Source organism: Acidovorax sp. SUPP3334 (genome assembly GCF_030159055.1).
In the GTDB taxonomy this organism is placed as follows: Bacteria; Pseudomonadota; Gammaproteobacteria; order Burkholderiales; family Burkholderiaceae_C; genus Paracidovorax.
On the sequence record NZ_BQXQ01000020.1, the window covers coordinates 1 to 17,494 of the forward strand.

Here is a 17,494-nt window from a genome sequence, read left to right on the forward strand (position 1 = left end):
ACAACACGTTCCGGTATTACGAGCCGGAGGTGGGAGCATTCACGACGCCGGACCCGATTGGGTTGGCGGGCGGGATGAATCTGCACCAATATGCGCCTAATCCGATTGCTTGGGTTGATCCTTGGGGTTGGAATGCTAAACCAGAAACTGCAGCAGATTTTGAGGCAAAAATTTCCAAAATGCCACCTTCCGAGAGGGTTATTGTGGTTAACGGGAAAGTCCAAAAGGTAGCTGATAGAAACGGCTGGGTGAAAGATCCAAAGCTCAGCAAAAACAATGGAAGAAATGTATATAGAACGCCAAATGGAGATTTAAGGGCTGTGGATAGTCAGCATGGACGAATTGAACATACGGACAGCAAGGGGCGCCATTTGGGTGAATTTGATATCGATGGAAAGCAGGCAAAACCTGCAGATAATTCCGGGCGACATAATTTAAGATGTTAGTAAAGGATTTTTATGGCAATAAAATTGATTGATTACACCGGGAATTTATCACGCGGAATGATTTTGAGGTGCAGAGGAAAAGTGCCATATGAAAAAATTGTGGATTTTATGATTGTAGAGTCCGGAAGGGCGACAAGTCCGAGTTACTCGCTAATGGTTTCTTCTGGATATAAGGCCGGTTTGGTTTATTCCGTTCTTCCAGATGAATCTATTCCGTCAGAGGATGACGGTTATGCTGTGAATTTGAGTTGGTTGAAGATGAATTGGGGGAAATGGGGGTATTTTGAGTGCCCTCTCAATGAGGTATATGTCCTCGAAAATCAGCCGCCTGAAAGCATGCCCAACTAATTAAGGCGGCTGAAATCAAGTACTAATAAATTAATCTATTAAGTGCGGCCTACTCCTTATTAAACTGCTGTGTTGGTCTAAAAATACTGCCCGCTGTCCCGCGTTGGCGGTCGGCGACATAGCGACCACCCTTCAGCGCAGCATGCGTTCGGGGCGAATGCGAAAGAGGGGAAGGCGCACTCTGTTCCGACCACGAATCCAGATTGGGGAGACCGGTTCAACGTCGTTGCTGCCAACGATGACGGAAGTAGCAAACCCGCTCCTCGGCCGTCCCCCGTAGTCAGCAATGCGGCTGGTTCCATTGCGCAGGTTTACTACTTCCACAACCAACCCAACGGACGGCCAGAGGAGTTAAGCGATAACCGGGGCAACCTGGTCTGGCGGGCGCAGTACAAAACCTGGGGAAGTGCCGTCACGGAAAGCTGGCAGGCCTTCGACGACGTGGGGCGGCCGCTGGGGCAGGCCATTGCCGGCGGGCAAGCGGTAGCGCCGCAGAACCTGCGCATGCAGGGGCAATATCTGGATCGCGAGACAGGGCTGCACTACAACACGTTCCGGTATTACGAGCCGGAGGTGGGAGCGTTCACGACGCCGGACCCGATTGGGTTAGCGGGCGGGATGAATCTGCACCAATATGCGCCTAATCCGATTGCTTGGGTTGATCCTTGGGGCTTAGCTCGTGAGTGTGGTTCTGCCGTACCCCCTTCAAAAAAGGGTGCGATTAAAGCTGCCGGGCTACCGACTAAAGGCCGGATTCGGTATGTACCTCCAAAAAATTGGTCTCCCACGATGCCATTGCCTAAGGGAAAACAGAATGGCTACATCGATAAATTTGGTAATGAATGGACGAAGGGGCCTTCTCGGACGCAGGGCCAGGCTCATGAGTGGGACGTTCAGTTGTCTAAACAGGGCCGGGAAAAAATTGGATGGACGACACGGGATGGCTCACATGCAAATGTATCTCTAGATGGGAAGATAACTCATAAATGACACGTATAGAACAATTCGACTATGTGGAAGTAATTTCTGATAATTTGAATTTAAAAGAAATTCTTAACCGCGAAGGTGTGGTAATTGGTTTTTCTGAAACAGAGAGCGCAAGATGGTGTGCTGTATATATTGATGGTGAAACTTGGATGATACAAGATAATGAATTGTTAAGATTGGGAAGAAAAGCCAATCATGATGATATTTATCCTCCTCCCGTTTAATTTTTAATGTAGAATTTTTGAGGTAAATATTTTATAGCAGTGCTAGATAATTTTTAATATTCGCATTCATTCATTAATTCATTAATTCACTCCATGCCAAGAACAATGTTCAATCTGCTAGGGCGTCCGTAGATCTGCAGTGCATGATAAAAAATATCGAACTCTCGCAGTTATAAATTTATAGTGAAAGATGATGGAGCTGATGCGTTTTTAGGGATGAAAGCTACAGCCCGCTGGCCCGCATTGACGGTCTGGGACGAATCGAGCCCCACCCCGCGGCGCAGCATGCGTTCGGGGCGAATGCGAAAGAGGGAAAGGCACAGTCTGTTCCGACGACGAATCCAGATTGGGGAGACCGGTTCAACGTGGTGGCGGCCAACGACGCGGATGAAGGCGGCACATCCAACGCGCTGCCACCGGAACACAATTCCGGCAGCAACACCGCCGTGCCCAATGCGCAGGTGTACTACTTCCACAACCAGCCCAATGGACGACCGTAGCGGCGCGTAGCAGCTTAGCGACTCAGCGTGGGACACGCCGAACAGAGCCGTTGCGGCTCTGTCCCGTTCTAATCTGCAGGGCGTAACGCTGTACCCCGCAATCTCCAAGCGCGCAGTCCTCAGCCCCCGCGCTTCACATCCAGATCCGCGAGCACCCGCAGCAATCCCCGATTCACCTCTTCCAGATCCATCTCGTGCGTCTCGCACAGTTGGCGGATCGCCGCGCCGTTGTCCGTCTCCAGCGCGCAGGCCATCTCCAGGCTGGCCGCATACGGCCCGGTGTGCAGCACGGTGGCGTCGTAGATGCGTTCGGACAGGGGCAGTCGGCGCAGGATGGCGCCCAGTGGTTCGCCCAGCAGGTCGTCCATCTGCGAGAGCAGGCCGCACAGGTAGATTTCGCGCCGCAGGTCGTTTTCCACGCCGGCGTCCAGCAGGCGCTCGGTCAGGCGGGCGCGCAGCACCATGGATTCGCGGATGGGCTGCAGGTTGGGGTCGGTGCTGGCGTGGGGCAGCTGGTCCGAGAGCCAGCGCTTGAGCGAGCCGTAGCCCATCATCACCAGGCCGCGCCGCAGCGAGTCCACGCCGGTGCGCAGGCCCAGCGCGGCCGAGTTGGTATAGACCATGAAGCGGTAGGCGAGCAGCGGGTCTTCGCCCAGGATCTGCTCGAAGGCTTCCAGCGACTGCTCGGCGTCGATGGCCTTCATCAGCTTGAGCACGGTGTCGTGCCCGGGCTGTGGCGGCTGGTGGCGCAGTTCGTACAGCACGTCTTCCGCCGGCCAGCCGGCCAGGGCCAGGGCCTTGTGCCGGTCCAGGCAGTGTTCCATGAGGGCACGGCTGGCCACGTTCTCGTACATCTGCCCGGCCAGCACGGGGCTGGGCTGCGTATGGGCGTGGGCTTGGTGGGTTGCCGCTGTTGCTGCCGCCCCTCCCGCGCGCTGCATGCCCGTGGTGGTTTTGAGGGCGGCCATGGCGTCGGCGGCGCTGAGGGTGAGCAGGCTGTTGTCGAAGCAGCCGGCCACGGCGGGTTCGGGCAGGTGGTGCAGTTCGCCGCGCCAGACGAGTTTCAGGCCGCGCTGGTGGGCGGCCTGCACCTGGGCGACCATGGAGGGCTCTTCCAGCCATTCGCTGCGCACTTCGATCCAGGGGGAGCCGCGCGGCGCCTGCGCCAGCAGGTCGGTGAGCAGTTGCGGCGTCTGGGGGGAGAGCAGCACCGGTGGCGAGCTGGCGCTCCACAGTTCCTGCAAGGTGCGCAGCAGGTGGGGCGCGTCCACGACGGCGGCGCCATCGCTTTGCACGTAAAGCTGCACGGCGGCGAGGCGCCGTGCCTGGTTCCAAAGGGGGCGGTAACCGAGGAGAAGGCTGCCAAGAACGGATTGGACCATGGGGTGCGAAGGCGGCCGTTACCGCGCGGGCTCAGCCGATGTAGTTGAAGAGGGACAGCTTCTGCACCTGGGCATAGGACTTCAGGGCCGCTTCATACCCGACCTGGTTGTTCTGGAAGTCGGAAATGCCCTTGATCATATCGAGATCCTCCGCGCGCGAACGGTCGGCTTCGAGCTGCACGGCGCGCTTGTCCTGGTCGCCCGTGATGCGGTCGGCGCGGTTGAGCAGTTCGCCCGCGTAGCCGCGCATGTTGTGCATGCGCTCCATGCCGATGTCGATGTTGTTCAGGGCCTGGCCCACGGCCTGCGACGCCGCGCCACTGGTGGTGGCGCTGCCGATGTCGCGAATGGCGCTGTCCAGCGTGCTGAAGATGCTGGCGCTGGGCTGCAGCGAGATGCTGTCGCCGTTGGCAGGCGAGAGGCTGAAGGTGCCATCGACCTTCTTGACCGGCGTGCCGGTGATGTTGAAGCTCATGCCCGGAATGCCCGTCACGCCGATGCTCACCGGCTTGTCGGACGGAAAGTCGGGCACCGTCACCGGCGCGGACGACACGCCCGTGGTGGTGTTGGTGATGGTGTAGGTGGCGGTGGTGGTGCCCGCTGTGGCGCCGGGGCCGACGCCGCTGAAGACGATCTGGTAGTTGTTGCCCGTGATGAGGCTGGTGTCGGTGGGCTTGATGCCGTCGGTGGTGAGCAGATGGTCGGTCGAGCTGGTGGTGACGGCCGCGTTGTAGGCGCCGTCGCGCTGGGGCACGAACATGAAGGCCGATTCGCCGTCCAGCGACAGGGGCAGCGAGTTGTCGGTGCCCGAGCCCTGGCCGGGCAGGCCGGAGAAGGTGTAGTCGGGGCTGCCGGATTGTGGCCCGAGGAACGGCGTGAGGGCGCTGCCCAGCGCGCCCAGCAGCGGCATGCCGTTGCTGTCCTTGCGGTTGACCATGGAAGAGAGCTGCTCGCGCAGGCCCTGCAGCTGGTTGGCGATGGTCTTGCGGTCGTTGGGGGTGAGCGACCCATTGCCGGCACTCACGATGAGCTGGCGGGCTTCCTGCACCAGGTCCACCGCTTCGCCCATGGTCGATTCGGCCTGGGCGATGGAGTTGCGCTGGTTCTCCAGCGCGCGCTGGTCGGTCTGCACGCGCGACAGCCGCGTCATGGCGCGCTCGGCCTGCGCCGCCGCCACCGGGTCGTCGCTGGCCCGCACCACGCGTTTGCCGGAGGTGAGGTTTTCCTGCAGGTTGGACAGCGCCGTCTGCCGATTGCCCAGATTGCGCAGGGCGTTGTCGTACATGTTGGCGGTGGAGGTGCGGTAGAAGTTGGCCATGTCTTGCTCCGGCGCGGTTTATCGGCCCATCGTCTGGATCAGGCTGTCGAAGATGCTCTGGGCGATCTGCAGCACTTTGGCGGATGCCTGGTAGGCCTGCTGGTACTGGATCAGCTTGGCCGCTTCTTCGTCCAGGTTCACGCCCGAGACGGCGGTGCGGTCCTTCTCCAGATTGCCTGCAATGGTGGTGGACAGCTGGGCGGAGTTCAGCGCGCTCTGCGTGCGCGTGCCCACCTGGGCCATGAGGCCGGCGTAGCCGTCGCTCATGGTGGATTCGTCGAACATCTTCACGTCGCGCAGGGCGTTCATGGCCGTGGCGTTGCCCGCGTTGCGGGTGAAGGCGTCGCCGTACTGCGGATCGAGGGCGTTGCCCACCGTCACGGTATCGCCCGTGTTGGGCGTGCCTTTGAGCGTCAGTTCCCAGCCGTCGATCTTGATGGGCTGGCCGGGCGTGTAGGCCAGGCCCGACGTGCCCGAAGGCGGCGTGGTCGAGCCCGTCACGGTGTAGGTCGTCGGTGGGCCGGCCGTGAAGCTCAGGCTCACGCCGGCGGGAATGGGGGGCGCGGTGAAGCCGGTGGCGGTGGCCTGCACGCCCGTGAGCTGCATCGACCCGCCGTTGGTCTTGCCCATGGCGGCGTTGACGGGGCTGGCCACGGCCAGGTCGCGCGGCGACAGCACCTTTGCCTGAATGTTCGCGGCCGAGCTGCTGAAGGGCTTGAACAGCACGCGTTCGCCGGTGGCGCCGGCCGTCGTCATGTTGAAGTTGAGCCCGTCGATCTGCTTGCCGGCCAGGTCGGTCAGGTCGGTGAAGGCGGTGGCCTTGCCGTCGGACATGCGCACCACCTGGCCGGCGGGCGGCGTGGTGAAGCGCACTTCGTAGTCGGACGCGGCGAACTTCGTCGCATCGGTGAACGCCACGTTGCCCACGGCCGCGCCCTTGGTGTAGCCCGGCATGCTGGCGGGCACCGAGAACAGGTCCTTGCCGGGCTGACCGTCCAGCGTCAGGCCCTGCTTGTGCTGCGCGTTCATCGTCATGCCGATGGCCTGCGCCATGCGGCCGAGCAGGTTCGCGCCTTCGGCGAGGTCCGTGTTGTTGAAGCGCAGCAGGCCCGAAACCTCGCCGCCGCCGAGCATGTTCTCGTCCAGCTCGACCGGCGTCACGCCGGGGCGGTTGAAGAACAGCTTGGTCTGCCCGCTGCCGGGAAAGGCCGTGGCCTCGCCCACCGACAGTTGCGTGGCCGTGGAGCCCAGCACCAGCGGCTGGCTGCCGGCCACGAACAGGCCCACCGTGCCGTCGTCGGCCTGCACCTGGGTGGTCTGCACGTATTGGTTGAGCTCGCGGATGATCTGGTCGCGCTGGTCCAGCAGGTCGTTGGGCGACTGGCCGTTGCCGGTGGCGCGGGCGATCTGCTCGTTCACGCCGGCCATGCGGCTGGCCAGGCTGTTGATCGCGTTGACGTTGCTGTTGAGCTGTTCGGTGACGGTGTACTGGATCTCCGACAGGCGGTCGGCCGCGGAGCGCATGCGCCCGGCGGTTTCGTCCATGCGCGTGAGCACCACCGTGCGCGCGGTGATGTCGGTCGGCGCCGCCACCACGTCCGACAGCGCGTTCAGCATGTCGGTGATCGAGGCGCCCAGACCGCTGGTGCCGCCACTGAACACGTCCTGCATCTGCGACAGCCGCTCGCCGCGCGTCGTGTCCGCCGCCTGCGTCGAATTGGCCGCGGCGGCCTGCCGTGTGAGCAGTTCGTTGTGGTTGCGCAGGATGGTCTGCACGTCCACGCCCTGGCCGATGTAGCCGCCGCCCGTGAACTGGCCCTGCACGGTCTGCAGCGCCAGCGTCTGGCGCGAATAGCCGGCGGTGTTGACGTTGGCGATGTTGTGGCCCGCCGTCTGCAGGGCCACCTGGTTGGCCAGCAGGGCGCGGGCGCCGACGTTGAGCAGGCTCATGGGGCGTGCCCTGTCAGGCCGCCGTGCGCGATACGCGCAAGGTGCTGTTGATGGCCCGGCTCAGCTTGCTGGCGTATTCGGGGTCGGTGGCGTAGCCTGCCTTTTGCAGTTCGGTGGCATAGGCCACGGCCGAATGCGTCTTCTCGCGCGCTTTTTCGTAGCGCGGGTTGTCGTTGATCAGCTTGGCGTAGTCCTTGAAGGAGTCTTCGTAGGAGTCGTAGGCGCGGAACTTCGCCGTCACCTTGCGCGGCACGCCGCCGATGTATTCGGTGGTGGTGATCTCGGCGACCTTGCCCGTCCAGCCCTTGCCGGCCTTGATGCCGAACAGGTTGAACGAGTTGTCGCCGTCCTTGGCTCGGATCTCGCTCTTGCCCCAGCCGGTTTCGTGGCCGGCCTGGCCGAGCATGAAGCTGGCGGGAATGCCGCTTTCCTTGGCCACGCGCTCGGCCGCGTCGCGGTGGTGCTGAACGAAGCTCTCGCGGCCCTTGGGCGCGGGAGCCGACGGATCGGCCGCCACCGCGGCGGTGCGCTGGCTCGCGGCGCCCAGGCTGAGGGTGGAGGGCACCGAGAACGTGGGTTCGGCCCCGGCACCGGCATCGCCGCCCCCGCCGATCTGCCGCGTCAACTGGCGCTGGATGGCCTCGGAGAGACCGCCCTGGCGGCCCGACATCTGAATGGACAGCTGCTGGTCGAGCATGTCGCTGCCCAGGTCGGCCTGGCCGCCTTCCATGAGGCCGGACTTCATCGTCGCCTCGCGCATGCTCTTGATCATCTCGCGCATGAACAGCGATTCGAACTGCTTGGCGGCTTCCTTGGCGGCCTGCGGATTGTTCTGACCGGCCTCGTACTTGAGCGCGTTGAGCGAGCGCGAATCGACGGCCAGCGCATTGGTGGCGGTGGTGGTCGCGGCAGAGGGCAGGGTCATGGCCATGTGCGTTCTCCGTCAGGTCGGGCGCCGTCCCGCGAAGCGCAGGGGCGAAGGGGTGGCGGCCTGGGTCATCAGATGACCTCCAGCTCGGCGTTCAGGGCGCCTGCGGCCTTGATGGCCTGCAGGATGGCCAGCAGGTCCTGCGGCGTGGCGCCCAGGGTGTTGAGCGCGCGCACCACGTCGGCCAGTTGCGGCGACGGCGGCATCTGGATGATGTTGCCGGGCTCCTGCTTGACGCTGATGTCGCTCTTTTGCGCGACCACGGTCTGCCCTTGCGACAGCGGGTTGGGCTGGCTGATGACGGGCGTGGTGCTGATGGTGATCGACAGGTTGCCGTGCGCGATGGCGCAGGGGCCGAGCGTCACGGCCTGGTTGAGCACGATGGAGCCGGTGCGGGCGTTGATCACGACCTTGGCGGAGGGGATCGAGTCGGCCACCGCCAGCTCTTCCAGGTCGGCGATGAAATTCACCCGGGCGCCGGGGTCCAGCGGGGCGCGGACCTGCACCGTGCGGCCATCCAGCGCCGTGGCGATGCCGGCGCCGTTGCCCAGCTTGCCGTTGATGGCCTGGGCCACCTTGCGGGCGGTCTGGAAGTCCGAGGCGTTCAGGCCCAGGGTGATGGTGTCGCTGTCGTTCAGCGGGGTGGGCACCGAGCGCTCCACCTGAGCGCCGTCGGGAATGCGGCCGGCGCTCAGGTGGTTGATCTGCACCTTGCTGCCGCCGGCCGATGCGCCCGCGCCGCCCACGACCATGTTGCCCTGGGCCATGGCGTAGATCTCGCCGTCGGCGCCGCGCAGCGGCGTGGCGATCAGCGTGCCGCCCTTGAGCGACTTGGCGTTGCCCATGGAGGACACGCTCACGTCGATGGTCTGGCCGGGCTGGGCGAAGGCGGGCAGTTGGGCGGTGACGATCACCGTGGCCACGTTCTTGAGCTGGGGCGCCGCCGTGCCGGGCGGCAGGCTGATGCCCATCTGCTGCAGGTAGTTCGTCATCGCCTGCGTGGTGAAGGGCATCTGCGTGGTCTGGTCGCCCGTGCCGTCCAGCCCCACGACGAGGCCATAGCCCGTCAACTGGTTGCTCCGCACGCCTTGCACGGCCGCCACTTCCTTGATGCGCAGGGCATGGGCGGGCAATGCGGCGCAGAGGGTGGCCAGTGCGGCCAGCAGCCACACGAGCCGCGACGCGCGCGAAATCAGGGGGGAGGGCAGGGCTTTCATGGCCTCGATTGTGAAAGCGGAGCGCTTCACGGGATGGGCCAAAAAGATGCCGGATTACCGGCCAATTGGGGCGGCCGCCCCTGGGGGAATACAAGCGAAAAATGCCTCCAGTGCAATAAGCACTAAGGCATTGTGCTATGAAAAACATAGCAATCTGCCGCCAGGGCATGGCGGCAGATTGCGGCGAGCGCGAGCGCTGGCTGGCGCTGGCGGGCGCTTTTAGAACGGCGTGACCGAATTGAACGCGCGCGACAGCCATCCCACGGCCTGGGCTTCGCTCTGGGCGCCGCGTCCGCGCGACTGCACCCGGGCATTGGCCACCAGCGTGGAGCTGATCACGCTGCCGGGCTGCAGGGCGCGCGGGTCCACCGTGCCCGAGAACCGCAGCACGTCCACGTTCTCGTTCACGCCGATCTGCTTTTCGCCGGCGATCACGAGGTGGCCGTTGGGCAGCACGTCGATGACGGTGGTGGTGATCGTGCCCGTGAAGGTGTTGGTGCTTTCGGTACCGCCCTTGCCTTCGAAGTTGTTGGTGCTGGTCGCGCCCAGCGAGGCCTTGCCGAGGTTGGTCGAGCTCACGAACGGCAGCGCGGTGATGCCCGAGGCCGTGCCCGACTTGCGGTCCACGGTGGAGGTCGATTTCTGGCTGGCGGACACCGTCTCGATGATCTGGATGGTGACCACGTCGCCCACCAGGCGCGCGCGGCGGTCCTCGAACACCGGCCGGTAGCTGGCCGCGTGGAACAGGCTGCCGGTCGCCGGGCCCGAGGGGCGTGGCGTGGCGGCCACGGGCGGCGGCGTGGTGGGCAGCAGGTCCACGGGCGGGGGCGGCGACAGCGTGGCGCAGCCGGTGCACAGCAGCACCAGGCCGGCGACGGCGGCCAGGCGCGCGGGCCGGGCCGGCAGGGTGAACGAGCGAGGAAGGAGAGAGGAGGCGGTACGCATGGCGGAATCCTGCAACGGGCGGTGGGGGCGTGGGCGTTCTTCGTGGGAACGGTCGGCGTTGCGCTTCAAAGCTGCGCGAGCTTGGCCAGCATCTGGTCCGATGTCTGGATGGCCTTGGAATTCATTTCGTAGGCGCGCTGGGTCTGGATCATGGTCACCAGCTCTTCCACCACGTTCACGTTCGAGGTTTCGAGGAAACCCTGGCGCATGTAGCCCAGGCCGTTCGTGCCCGGCGTGCCCTGCTGGGGCTGGCCGGACGCGGCCGATTCCTTGTACATGTTCTGCCCGATGGGCTCCAGGCCGGCCGGGTTGATGAAGTTGGCCATCGCGATGCTGCCCAGCTGCTGGGGCGCGGTGCTGCCCGGCACGGTGGCGGAAACCACGCCCTCGGTGCTGATGCTGATGGCCGTGGCGTTGGCAGGCACGGTGATGCCGTTGGCCACCGGCAGGCCGCTGGAGGTGACCATGCGGCCCTGCGCGTCGAGCTGGAACGAGCCGTCGCGGGTGTAGCCGATGGTGCCGTCGGGCTGGGTGATTTCGAAGAAACCGTTGCCGTTGATCGCCACGTCCAGGTTGTTGTTGGACTGCTGCAGGCTGCCCTGCGTGAAGTTGCGGCTGGTGGCCACCGTGCGCACGCCCAGGCCCAGGTGCAGGCCGGTGGGCAGCTGGTTCTGCTCGGTGGTCTGCGAGCCGACCTGGCGCTGGTTCTGGTAGATCAGGTCTTCGAAGACCGCGTTGTTGCGCTTGTAGCCGTTGGTGGAGACGTTGGCCAGGTTGTGCGAGATGACGTCCAGCTGGGTTTGCTGGGCGGACATGCCGGTCTTGGCGATCCACAGGGAATTGATCATGGCGGTTCCTTCGGGGAGGCGGTTGCGTCGTCGTCTTCGGCGTCGGGTGTCAGCCGTTGATGCTCAACAGCTGGCTGGCCGATTTGTCGTTGGTCTCGGCCGTCTGGAGCAGGCGCAATTGCGCCTCGAACTGGCGGGAGGCGGCGATCATTCCGACCATGCTTTCAACGGCATTGACGTTGGAGCCTTCCAGCGCGCCCGACAGCAGGCGCGCATTGGGGTCGTTGGGCATCGGATCGCCCGAGGTCGTGCGAAACAGGGCGTCGTCGCCGCGCTTGAGCGGGTCTTCCAACGTGGGCGTGGCCAGCTTCAGGCGTCCCACGGCGGCGGGGCGCTGGTTGCCCACCTTGGCGGTGATGGTGCCGTCCGAGCCCAGTGCGATCTCGGCGCCCTGGGGCACGTCGATGGGGCCGCCGCCGTCCGAGAGCACCGTCAGGCCATTGCTCGTGAGCAGCTGGCCCGTGGCCGACACTTCCAGGCTGCCGTTGCGCGTGTACGCCTCGGTGCCGTCCAGGCCCTGCACGCCGAACCAGGCATTGCCCACCGCCATGGCATCCAGGTTGCGGCCGGTGCGCTGCACCGGGCCGGAGGCTTCGGAATGGCCCGACGTCGCCTCCAGGGCGAACACGCGCGTCTTGGCGCCGTCGCCCTGGATGGGCACGGCGCGGAAGGTGGACATCTCCGCGCGAAAGCCGTTCGTGGAGGCGTTGGCCAGATTGTTGGACAGCACCGACTGCCGCTGTGCGGCGGCGTTGGCGCCCGTCATCGAGGTGTAGATGAGGTGGTCCATGGTGTGTCTCGCGCAGGCGTCTCAGTCGGGGGTGTTCAGGAATCAGGCCGGATCAGCGCAGGTTGACCAGCGTGGACATCACCTGGTCCTGCGTCTTGATGGTCTGCGCGTTGGCCTGGTAGGCGCGCTGCGCCGTCATCATGTTGACCAGCTCGGCCGTCAGGTCCACGTTGGAGTCTTCCAGCGCGCCGGAGCGCAGGGCGCCGAACTTGCCATCGGTGGGCGAGCCCATCACGGCCTGGCCGGACTCGAAGGTTTCCGACCAGTTGTTGTTGCCGATCGAGGCCAGGCCCTGCGTGTTGCGAAAGCTGGCCAGCGCCAGCTGTCCTTCGGCGCGGGTCACGCCGTTGGAGTAGCGCGTCATCACCATGCCGTTGTTTTCGATGTTGATGCCCGTCAGTTCCCCTGCGGTGTAGCCGTCCTGCGACAGGTCGGACACGGCGAACTTGGTGCCGAACTGCGTCACGCCGTCCAGCTTCACCTCCACCGTGTAATTGGTGAGGTTGTTGGGGTTGGGCGGCGTGGGCGAGATCGTGAGCGGCATCTGAAAGCCCGTGGCGGGCGGCGTCGCTGCCGGCGCGGTGATCTTGCCGTTGTTGTCGAACGTGATCTGGCCCACGGGCGTGGCCGTCACGGGCGGGGTGGCCGTGGCATCGTCCAGCTGGTCGTACACGTCCCATGTGTTGGCGCCGTTCTTCTGGAAATAAAGGCTCACCGGCTTGGCGACGCCCTGGCTGTCATACACGTTGATCGACGTGCCGTAGGTGGCGCGCGGCGTGGCCGGCACGGGCGGCGTGGCGGTCGAATCGCCGGCGGCGTCGGGGGCCCGCGCATCCAGGTTGAACGATGCGGTGATCGACGTGGTCTGCTTGGCCGGAATCGGCTGCGACGTGGGGAACGTGAGCGGCGCGGCGTTGCTGGACGAGCGCAGGCCCGTGGCCGGGTCCACCGCGTAGCCCATCACCTTGGCACCGCTGTTGGTGATCACGTTGCCCAGGTCGTCGAGCTTGAAATTGCCCGCACGGGTATAGGCATTGGTGCCATCGGGCTGCTGCAGCTTGAAGAAGCCGTCGCCGTTGATGGCCACATCCAGGCTGTTGCCGGTGATCGACAGATTGCCCTGGTTGAACTGCTGGGCCACGTCGGCGGTTTCCACGCCGATGCCGGCGTTGGTGCCCCCCGCGGAGCCGATGGCGGAGGCCACCATTTCAGCGAACTCGGCGCGGGAGGCCTTGAAGCCCACCGTGTTGGAGTTGGCGATGTTGTGGCCGATCACGTCCAGGTTCTTGCTGGCCGCGTTGAGGCCGGACAGGCCTTGCTGAAAGCTCATGGTGTTCTCCTGAAAGGAAGAAGAAAGCGCGTGGAAAAGGGGAGGAAGGTGGGGGAGATCAGGGCCTGTCCGTCAGAGCACGGCGCGGATCTGGTTGTAGTTGACGGTGCTGCCGGTATCCAGGTCGAGCGTGAGCGCGCCGCTGCTGGAGCCGGTGCCCACCACCTTGGCCTGCATGAGCGCCGTGGATTGCACCGTGCCGTCCTTGGTGGCGGCGACCACGCGGAACTGCAGGTCGCTCTTGCTGCCGGCGTACTTGCTGGCATCGAACTCGAACTCGTGGCGGCCCTTGTCCTGCGCGCCCATGTCCACGGTGCCGACCACGGCGCCGCCGGGCGTGACGACCTCGACCTTGGCGCTGGTGGCCGCGCCGGCCAGCTCGAAGTAGCCCTTGCCCGTGCCTTCGGTGAAGGTCATCTTGGACCCCTCGGCCAGCACCGAGCGGCCGATCATGGCCGTGCCCTGCAGCGTCTGCATCGTGGAGAACTGCTCGGCCATGGTCTGCATGGTGAGGTTCAGCGTCTGGATGCCGGTGACGGTGTTGATCTGCGCCATCTGCGAGGTCATCTGCGCGTTGTCCATCGGATTCATCGGATCCTGGTTGTTCAACTGCGCGACGAGCAGCTTCAGGAAGCGGTCCTGCGCGGCATTGGGATCGGTGGCCGAGTTGGCGCTGGTGCCCTGCGAATTCACGGTGGCGGTGGAGCCGATGGGGTTGAGGATCATGGCTTGGGTCTTTCCCGAAAGTTACTGGCCCATCTGCAGGGTCTTGAGGAGCAGCGACTTGGCCGTGTTCATGACCTCGACGTTGTTCTGGTAGGAGCGCGAAGCGGAGATCATGTTGACCATCTCCTCCACCGCGTTCACGTTGGAATGGGTGACATAACCTTCCGCGTCGGCGGAAGGGTGGCTCGGGTCGTGAACCCGCTTGCCCGGCGCGTTGCTTTCGCTGATGGCGCTCACCCGCACGCCGGCAGAGCTTTCGGCCCCCATGGGCGCGGTCTGGAACACCACTTGGCGCGCCTTGTAGGCCTGGCCGTCCGGGCCGGCCACGGCTTCGACGTTGGCCAGATTGCTGGCCACGACGTTCAGCCGCTGCGACTGCGCACTGATGGCGCTGCCCGAGACATTGAAGATGGAGAACATGGACATGGCGGTTTCCGCTTTCCGTGGGTCTGGGCGTTATGACTCTTACTGGCCCTGGATGGCGCTCAGCATCGTCTTGGCGTTGCCGTTGATGAAACGCAGCGTGGCTTCGTAGCGCACGGCGTTGTCCACGAAGGCGGCCCGCTCGCGGTCCAGGTCCACCGTGTTGTTGTCCAGGTTGGGCTGGGTCTGCACCGAGTAGCCCAGCGTGCTGCCCGATCCCATGCCCGTCGTGGCGGCCGGCAGGGGAATGTGGCGGGGGTCGGTGGCGCTTTGCTGGCGCTGGCTGGTGGCCAGCGACATGCTGGCGCCCGATCCGGTGCTCAGCGTGGTCGAGCCGCCACCGGTCGCGTCGCGCATCGCATCGGCGAAGTTGAAGTCGCGGGCCACGTAGCCGGGCGTGTCGGCGTTGGCGATGTTGCTGGCGATGGCGCGCTGGCGCTCGGCACGCAGCAAAAGCGCGTTACCGTGAAAATCCAGCCTTTCGGTCATCTTGTTCAGCATGTCAGCCTCGCACAGCGGTGGGTTCCTGGCCGGAGGACAACGGTGTTCCGGCGTGGGTTCGATTATGGAAATGGGCCGGTTTTTCTAAAGCGCGAAGAACGCGGCGATTGGCGCGCAGTTCGGTGCTTCGTCCAAGCCCGGCGGCCCTAAAGTGCCAGGGGTCGAATGGCCTTTCCCCTCGTGGAGCCGCCTTCGCCGCCACAGGAGACCTTCCCATGTCACATCACACCGCTCACCGATCTTTCATTGCACGGCCCCTGGTCCGCATGGCCGCCCTGGCGGCCGCCTTGGCCCTGCCCGCTGCCGCATTGCGGGCGCAGCAGGCCGTGGCCGACCCGGCGGCGGATCTGGGCGGCATCACCCAGCGCTGGCTGGACGATGCGCTGCAGCGCGGCCAGTCCGGCACGGCCAACATGCCGCTGCGCATGGAAGTGAGCGTGGGGGCGCTGGATTCGCGGCTGCGCCTGGCGCCGTGCGCCCGGGTGGAGCCTTATTTGCCGGCGGGCTCACGGCTGTGGGGCCGCACCCGGCTGGGGCTGCGCTGTGTCGATGGCGCCACGGCCTGGAACGTGTTTCTTCCCGTCACCGTCAAAGCCTATGGCCCGGCCTGGGTGCTGACGGGCAACGTGGCGTCCGGCGCCGTGCTCACGGCGGCCGATGCGACCGAGGCCGAAGTCGATTGGGCGGCGGAAACCACCGCCATCGTGGCCAATCCGGAAAGCTGGGTCGGCATGGTCGCCTCGCGCCAGCTCATGGCCGGCCAGGCGGTGCGCCAGCACATGGTCAAGGCACCGACCTTGTTCAAGGCCGGTGCGGCCGTGCGGGTCGTGGCACAGGGAAAGGGCTATTCGGTCACATCCGCAGGGCAGGCGATCACCGCTGGCGCCGTGGGCGAGACTGTGCGCATCCGTATGGATAATGGCCGCGTAGTCGCCGGTGTCGTGTCTGAAAATGGGACAGTAGAAATCACTTTGTAACCGATGCGGCGCAAGAAAAGCCTAAAGTCGCCGCCGAAGTGGTCGAAAACATTGCTACTGTGCCCCACATCGAGCGGGGTGGGAGAGAGCGATGAAGATAGGTCAGAACCCCGAAATTGCCAATGCAGTGTCGCAAGCCGCCACTGCAGCCAAGCAGGCCAAGGCGCCTGCGGCCGCCGCCGAAACGGCGGCCAAGACTGCAACGCCAGCCGCCGTTGTGGCTGCCGGCGTGCCCGTCACGTTTTCCAATGCGGCCCGCGCGCTGGATGCCAACAGCCGCGCCAGCACCGATTTCGATGCCAACAAGGTGAAGGCCGTGCGCGCCGCCATCGAAAAGGGCACGTTCACGGTGGACGCCGATGCGATCGCGGACAAGCTGCTGTCCAATGCGCAGGAAATCATTTCCCACAACAGCAACAGCCATTGATCCCGGTTTCCTGCGGGGTTGATCGGCACAGGATCCACCCATGCAGCTCGAAACCACGCTCTCCGAAGTCGAATCCCGTCTGAAAGACGTCGGCGCCGCCTTGCTGGCCACCGACGCGCTCGCGGTGGAACGCACCGCCCCCCTGCTGCGCCAGGCAGCCCTCGATCTGTCCAACGCGCTCCAGAAAATCGCTCGCCCGGCGGAACTGCCGGCCGACCTCCAGCGCCGCATCCAGGCCATCCGCTCCCAATTGATCCAGCAGCGCGAACACCTGGCACGCCTGACCGCCCTGACCGAGCGCCAGGTGGCGACCGTGTTGCCGCCCCAGGAAGCCTCCACCTACGGAAACGGTGCGCCAGGGCGTTCGGGCGGCGCGGCCCGCATTTACCGCTCGCAGGGCTGACCCCGAGCCCAAAAACAAAAACGCCGCACATCGATGCGGTGTTTTGTTTTGGAAGGGAATGAAGCAACTGCAGAAAGAGTGCCAGCCCGACGGTTGTGCGTTGGCTAATGGCTGCGCATCTTGGCCCGAAGGCGCGCGATCGACTGGCTGTGCAGCTGGCAGATGCGCGATTCGGTCACCCCGAGCACCGCGGCGATCTCTTTCAGGTTCATGTCGTGCTCGTAGTACATGCCCATGATGTGCTGCTCGCGCTCGGGCAGGCTTTTGATGGCGGCCACCAGGGAGGCCTTCAGCCGCTGGTCGCGCAGCACGGCCATCGGGTCGGCTTCGCCGTCGGCGACGTGGCGGTCGAGAAAGCTGTCGTCGCCGTCGTCGCCGCGCGTCATGTCTTCCAGGTACACCAGCTGCGTGCCGCGCACCTTGCCCAGCAGCGTCTGGTATTCCACGAGACTCAGGTCCAGTTCGGCGGCGATTTCGGATTCGAGCGGGCTGCGCCCGAACTTCTGCTCCAGCCTACGGACCGCATGTTCGATCTCCTTTTGGCTCTTGCGCGAGCTGCGGGACATCCAGTCGCCCTCGCGCAGTTCGTCGAGCATGGCGCCGCGGATGCGCTGGGTGGCGAAGGTTTCGAACTGCACGCCCTGCGCGGCTTCGTAGCGGGACAGGGCCTCGCTCAAGCCCATCATGCCCACCTGGATGAGGTCGTCCAGTTCCACGTTCGGCGGGAGCTTGGCGATCATGTGGTGCGCAATCCGGCGGACCAGCGGCACATGCTGGCGGATCAGCGCATCGCGGTCGAGCTGGCCTTTGGCGGTGTACATGGG

The 17,494-nt window shown here is 64.6% G+C and carries 20 protein-coding genes; 7 read left to right on the plus strand and 13 right to left on the minus strand.

Translation table 11 applies throughout. The annotated features are described in order from the left end of the window. The 4 genes from AVHM3334_RS12855 to AVHM3334_RS12865 all read left to right on the plus strand — a co-directional run. The coding region (locus AVHM3334_RS12855) for an RHS repeat-associated core domain-containing protein (protein ID WP_284412819.1) at positions 1 to 446 on the plus strand (446 nt) is incomplete at its 5' end. 12 nt (positions 447 to 458) lie between these two features. Continuing rightward, positions 459 to 794: an Imm45 family immunity protein gene (gene imm45, locus AVHM3334_RS23915; protein WP_349816621.1), complete on the plus strand. Its 336-nt coding sequence runs from the start codon at positions 459 to 461 to the stop codon at positions 792 to 794. A 300-nt stretch (positions 795 to 1,094) separates the two neighbouring features. Beyond that, positions 1,095 to 1,784, plus strand: coding sequence for a polymorphic toxin type 17 domain-containing protein (locus tag AVHM3334_RS23920; RefSeq protein ID WP_349816622.1), 690 nt, complete (start codon positions 1,095 to 1,097; stop codon positions 1,782 to 1,784). Further along, a complete protein-coding gene (locus tag AVHM3334_RS12865; protein ID WP_284412820.1) occupies positions 1,781 to 2,005 on the plus strand; it encodes a hypothetical protein in 225 nt (74 codons plus the stop codon). Before AVHM3334_RS23920 ends, AVHM3334_RS12865 begins: the two co-directional genes overlap by 4 nt. Before the next feature lie 619 nt (positions 2,006 to 2,624). On the opposite strand, the gene AVHM3334_RS12870 is transcribed toward AVHM3334_RS12865, so the two are convergent. The 12 genes from AVHM3334_RS12870 to flgB form a co-directional block, all read right to left on the minus strand. Continuing rightward, entirely contained in the window at positions 2,625 to 3,887 is a 1,263-nt protein-coding gene (locus AVHM3334_RS12870) for an HDOD domain-containing protein (protein WP_284412821.1), read from the minus strand. Between the two features lie 31 nt (positions 3,888 to 3,918). Further along, the gene (flgL, locus tag AVHM3334_RS12875) at positions 3,919 to 5,205 is read right to left on the minus strand and encodes a flagellar hook-associated protein FlgL (protein WP_284412822.1); all 1,287 of its coding nucleotides are present in this window, start codon (positions 5,203 to 5,205) and stop codon (positions 3,919 to 3,921) included. Between the two features lie 18 nt (positions 5,206 to 5,223). Further along, positions 5,224 to 7,155, minus strand: a complete 1,932-nt coding sequence (flgK, locus tag AVHM3334_RS12880) for a flagellar hook-associated protein FlgK (RefSeq protein ID WP_284412823.1) — start codon at positions 7,153 to 7,155, stop codon at positions 5,224 to 5,226. A gap of 13 nt (positions 7,156 to 7,168) precedes the next feature. Continuing rightward, positions 7,169 to 8,086, minus strand: coding sequence for a flagellar assembly peptidoglycan hydrolase FlgJ (flgJ, locus tag AVHM3334_RS12885; RefSeq protein WP_284412825.1), 918 nt, complete (start codon positions 8,084 to 8,086; stop codon positions 7,169 to 7,171). Between the two features lie 68 nt (positions 8,087 to 8,154). Then, a complete protein-coding gene (locus AVHM3334_RS12890) occupies positions 8,155 to 9,300 on the minus strand; it encodes a flagellar basal body P-ring protein FlgI (protein ID WP_284412943.1) in 1,146 nt (381 codons plus the stop codon). Between the two features lie 219 nt (positions 9,301 to 9,519). Continuing rightward, positions 9,520 to 10,245 carry a flagellar basal body L-ring protein FlgH gene (locus AVHM3334_RS12895; protein ID WP_284412827.1) on the minus strand — a complete coding sequence of 242 codons (726 nt, stop codon included), beginning with the start codon at positions 10,243 to 10,245 and terminating at the stop codon, positions 9,520 to 9,522. A gap of 65 nt (positions 10,246 to 10,310) precedes the next feature. After that, complete coding sequence (gene flgG, locus AVHM3334_RS12900) at positions 10,311 to 11,093, minus strand: flagellar basal-body rod protein FlgG (protein ID WP_092745654.1); 783 nt, start codon at positions 11,091 to 11,093, stop codon at positions 10,311 to 10,313. A 49-nt stretch (positions 11,094 to 11,142) separates the two neighbouring features. After that, complete coding sequence (flgF, locus tag AVHM3334_RS12905; protein WP_284412830.1) at positions 11,143 to 11,883, minus strand: flagellar basal-body rod protein FlgF; 741 nt, start codon at positions 11,881 to 11,883, stop codon at positions 11,143 to 11,145. A gap of 52 nt (positions 11,884 to 11,935) precedes the next feature. Further along, positions 11,936 to 13,213 carry a flagellar hook protein FlgE gene (flgE, locus tag AVHM3334_RS12910; RefSeq protein ID WP_284412832.1) on the minus strand — a complete coding sequence of 426 codons (1,278 nt, stop codon included), beginning with the start codon at positions 13,211 to 13,213 and terminating at the stop codon, positions 11,936 to 11,938. 72 nt (positions 13,214 to 13,285) lie between these two features. Beyond that, complete coding sequence (locus tag AVHM3334_RS12915) at positions 13,286 to 13,939, minus strand: flagellar hook assembly protein FlgD (protein WP_284412834.1); 654 nt, start codon at positions 13,937 to 13,939, stop codon at positions 13,286 to 13,288. Between the two features lie 21 nt (positions 13,940 to 13,960). Continuing rightward, entirely contained in the window at positions 13,961 to 14,365 is a 405-nt protein-coding gene (gene flgC / locus AVHM3334_RS12920; protein WP_272550767.1) for a flagellar basal body rod protein FlgC, read from the minus strand. A 39-nt stretch (positions 14,366 to 14,404) separates the two neighbouring features. After that, positions 14,405 to 14,863, minus strand: coding sequence for a flagellar basal body rod protein FlgB (flgB, locus tag AVHM3334_RS12925; protein ID WP_284412836.1), 459 nt, complete (start codon positions 14,861 to 14,863; stop codon positions 14,405 to 14,407). A gap of 215 nt (positions 14,864 to 15,078) precedes the next feature. Between flgB and flgA the strand changes: the two genes are divergently transcribed. The 3 genes from flgA to AVHM3334_RS12940 all read left to right on the plus strand — a co-directional run bounded on the left by flgA (position 15,079) and on the right by AVHM3334_RS12940 (position 16,670). After that, positions 15,079 to 15,840: a flagellar basal body P-ring formation chaperone FlgA gene (flgA, locus tag AVHM3334_RS12930; protein ID WP_502869904.1), complete on the plus strand. Its 762-nt coding sequence runs from the start codon at positions 15,079 to 15,081 to the stop codon at positions 15,838 to 15,840. Positions 15,841 to 15,931: 91 nt separating this feature from the next. Further along, entirely contained in the window at positions 15,932 to 16,267 is a 336-nt protein-coding gene (gene flgM / locus AVHM3334_RS12935) for a flagellar biosynthesis anti-sigma factor FlgM (RefSeq protein WP_284412838.1), read from the plus strand. Positions 16,268 to 16,307: 40 nt separating this feature from the next. Next, complete coding sequence (locus AVHM3334_RS12940) at positions 16,308 to 16,670, plus strand: hypothetical protein (protein WP_284412839.1); 363 nt, start codon at positions 16,308 to 16,310, stop codon at positions 16,668 to 16,670. 104 nt (positions 16,671 to 16,774) lie between these two features. Here AVHM3334_RS12940 and AVHM3334_RS12945 read toward each other — a convergent pair whose 3' ends face one another. After that, a complete protein-coding gene (locus AVHM3334_RS12945) occupies positions 16,775 to 17,491 on the minus strand; it encodes an RNA polymerase sigma factor FliA (RefSeq protein WP_284412841.1) in 717 nt (238 codons plus the stop codon). Between the last annotated feature and the right edge of the window lie 3 nt (positions 17,492 to 17,494).

What these genes read in the sequence shown, in the direction of transcription:
- imm45 (WP_349816621.1), top strand. Translation starts at nt 459, where the DNA reads ATGGCAATAAAATTGATTGATTACACCGGGAATTTATCACGCGGAATG.
- AVHM3334_RS12865 (WP_284412820.1), top strand. Translation starts at nt 1,781, where the DNA reads ATGACACGTATAGAACAATTCGACTATGTGGAAGTAATTTCTGATAAT.
- AVHM3334_RS12870 (WP_284412821.1), bottom strand. Translation starts at nt 3,887, where the DNA reads ATGGTCCAATCCGTTCTTGGCAGCCTTCTCCTCGGTTACCGCCCCCTT.
- flgL (WP_284412822.1), bottom strand. Translation starts at nt 5,205, where the DNA reads ATGGCCAACTTCTACCGCACCTCCACCGCCAACATGTACGACAACGCC.
- flgK (WP_284412823.1), bottom strand. Translation starts at nt 7,155, where the DNA reads ATGAGCCTGCTCAACGTCGGCGCCCGCGCCCTGCTGGCCAACCAGGTG.
- flgJ (WP_284412825.1), bottom strand. Translation starts at nt 8,086, where the DNA reads ATGGCCATGACCCTGCCCTCTGCCGCGACCACCACCGCCACCAATGCG.
- AVHM3334_RS12890 (WP_284412943.1), bottom strand. Translation starts at nt 9,300, where the DNA reads ATGAAAGCCCTGCCCTCCCCCCTGATTTCGCGCGCGTCGCGGCTCGTG.
- AVHM3334_RS12895 (WP_284412827.1), bottom strand. Translation starts at nt 10,245, where the DNA reads ATGCGTACCGCCTCCTCTCTCCTTCCTCGCTCGTTCACCCTGCCGGCC.
- flgG (WP_092745654.1), bottom strand. Translation starts at nt 11,093, where the DNA reads ATGATCAATTCCCTGTGGATCGCCAAGACCGGCATGTCCGCCCAGCAA.
- flgF (WP_284412830.1), bottom strand. Translation starts at nt 11,883, where the DNA reads ATGGACCACCTCATCTACACCTCGATGACGGGCGCCAACGCCGCCGCA.
- flgE (WP_284412832.1), bottom strand. Translation starts at nt 13,213, where the DNA reads ATGAGCTTTCAGCAAGGCCTGTCCGGCCTCAACGCGGCCAGCAAGAAC.
- AVHM3334_RS12915 (WP_284412834.1), bottom strand. Translation starts at nt 13,939, where the DNA reads ATGATCCTCAACCCCATCGGCTCCACCGCCACCGTGAATTCGCAGGGC.
- flgC (WP_272550767.1), bottom strand. Translation starts at nt 14,365, where the DNA reads ATGTCCATGTTCTCCATCTTCAATGTCTCGGGCAGCGCCATCAGTGCG.
- flgB (WP_284412836.1), bottom strand. Translation starts at nt 14,863, where the DNA reads ATGCTGAACAAGATGACCGAAAGGCTGGATTTTCACGGTAACGCGCTT.
- flgA (WP_502869904.1), top strand. Translation starts at nt 15,079, where the DNA reads ATGTCACATCACACCGCTCACCGATCTTTCATTGCACGGCCCCTGGTC.
- flgM (WP_284412838.1), top strand. Translation starts at nt 15,932, where the DNA reads ATGAAGATAGGTCAGAACCCCGAAATTGCCAATGCAGTGTCGCAAGCC.
- AVHM3334_RS12940 (WP_284412839.1), top strand. Translation starts at nt 16,308, where the DNA reads ATGCAGCTCGAAACCACGCTCTCCGAAGTCGAATCCCGTCTGAAAGAC.
- AVHM3334_RS12945 (WP_284412841.1), bottom strand. Translation starts at nt 17,491, where the DNA reads ATGTACACCGCCAAAGGCCAGCTCGACCGCGATGCGCTGATCCGCCAG.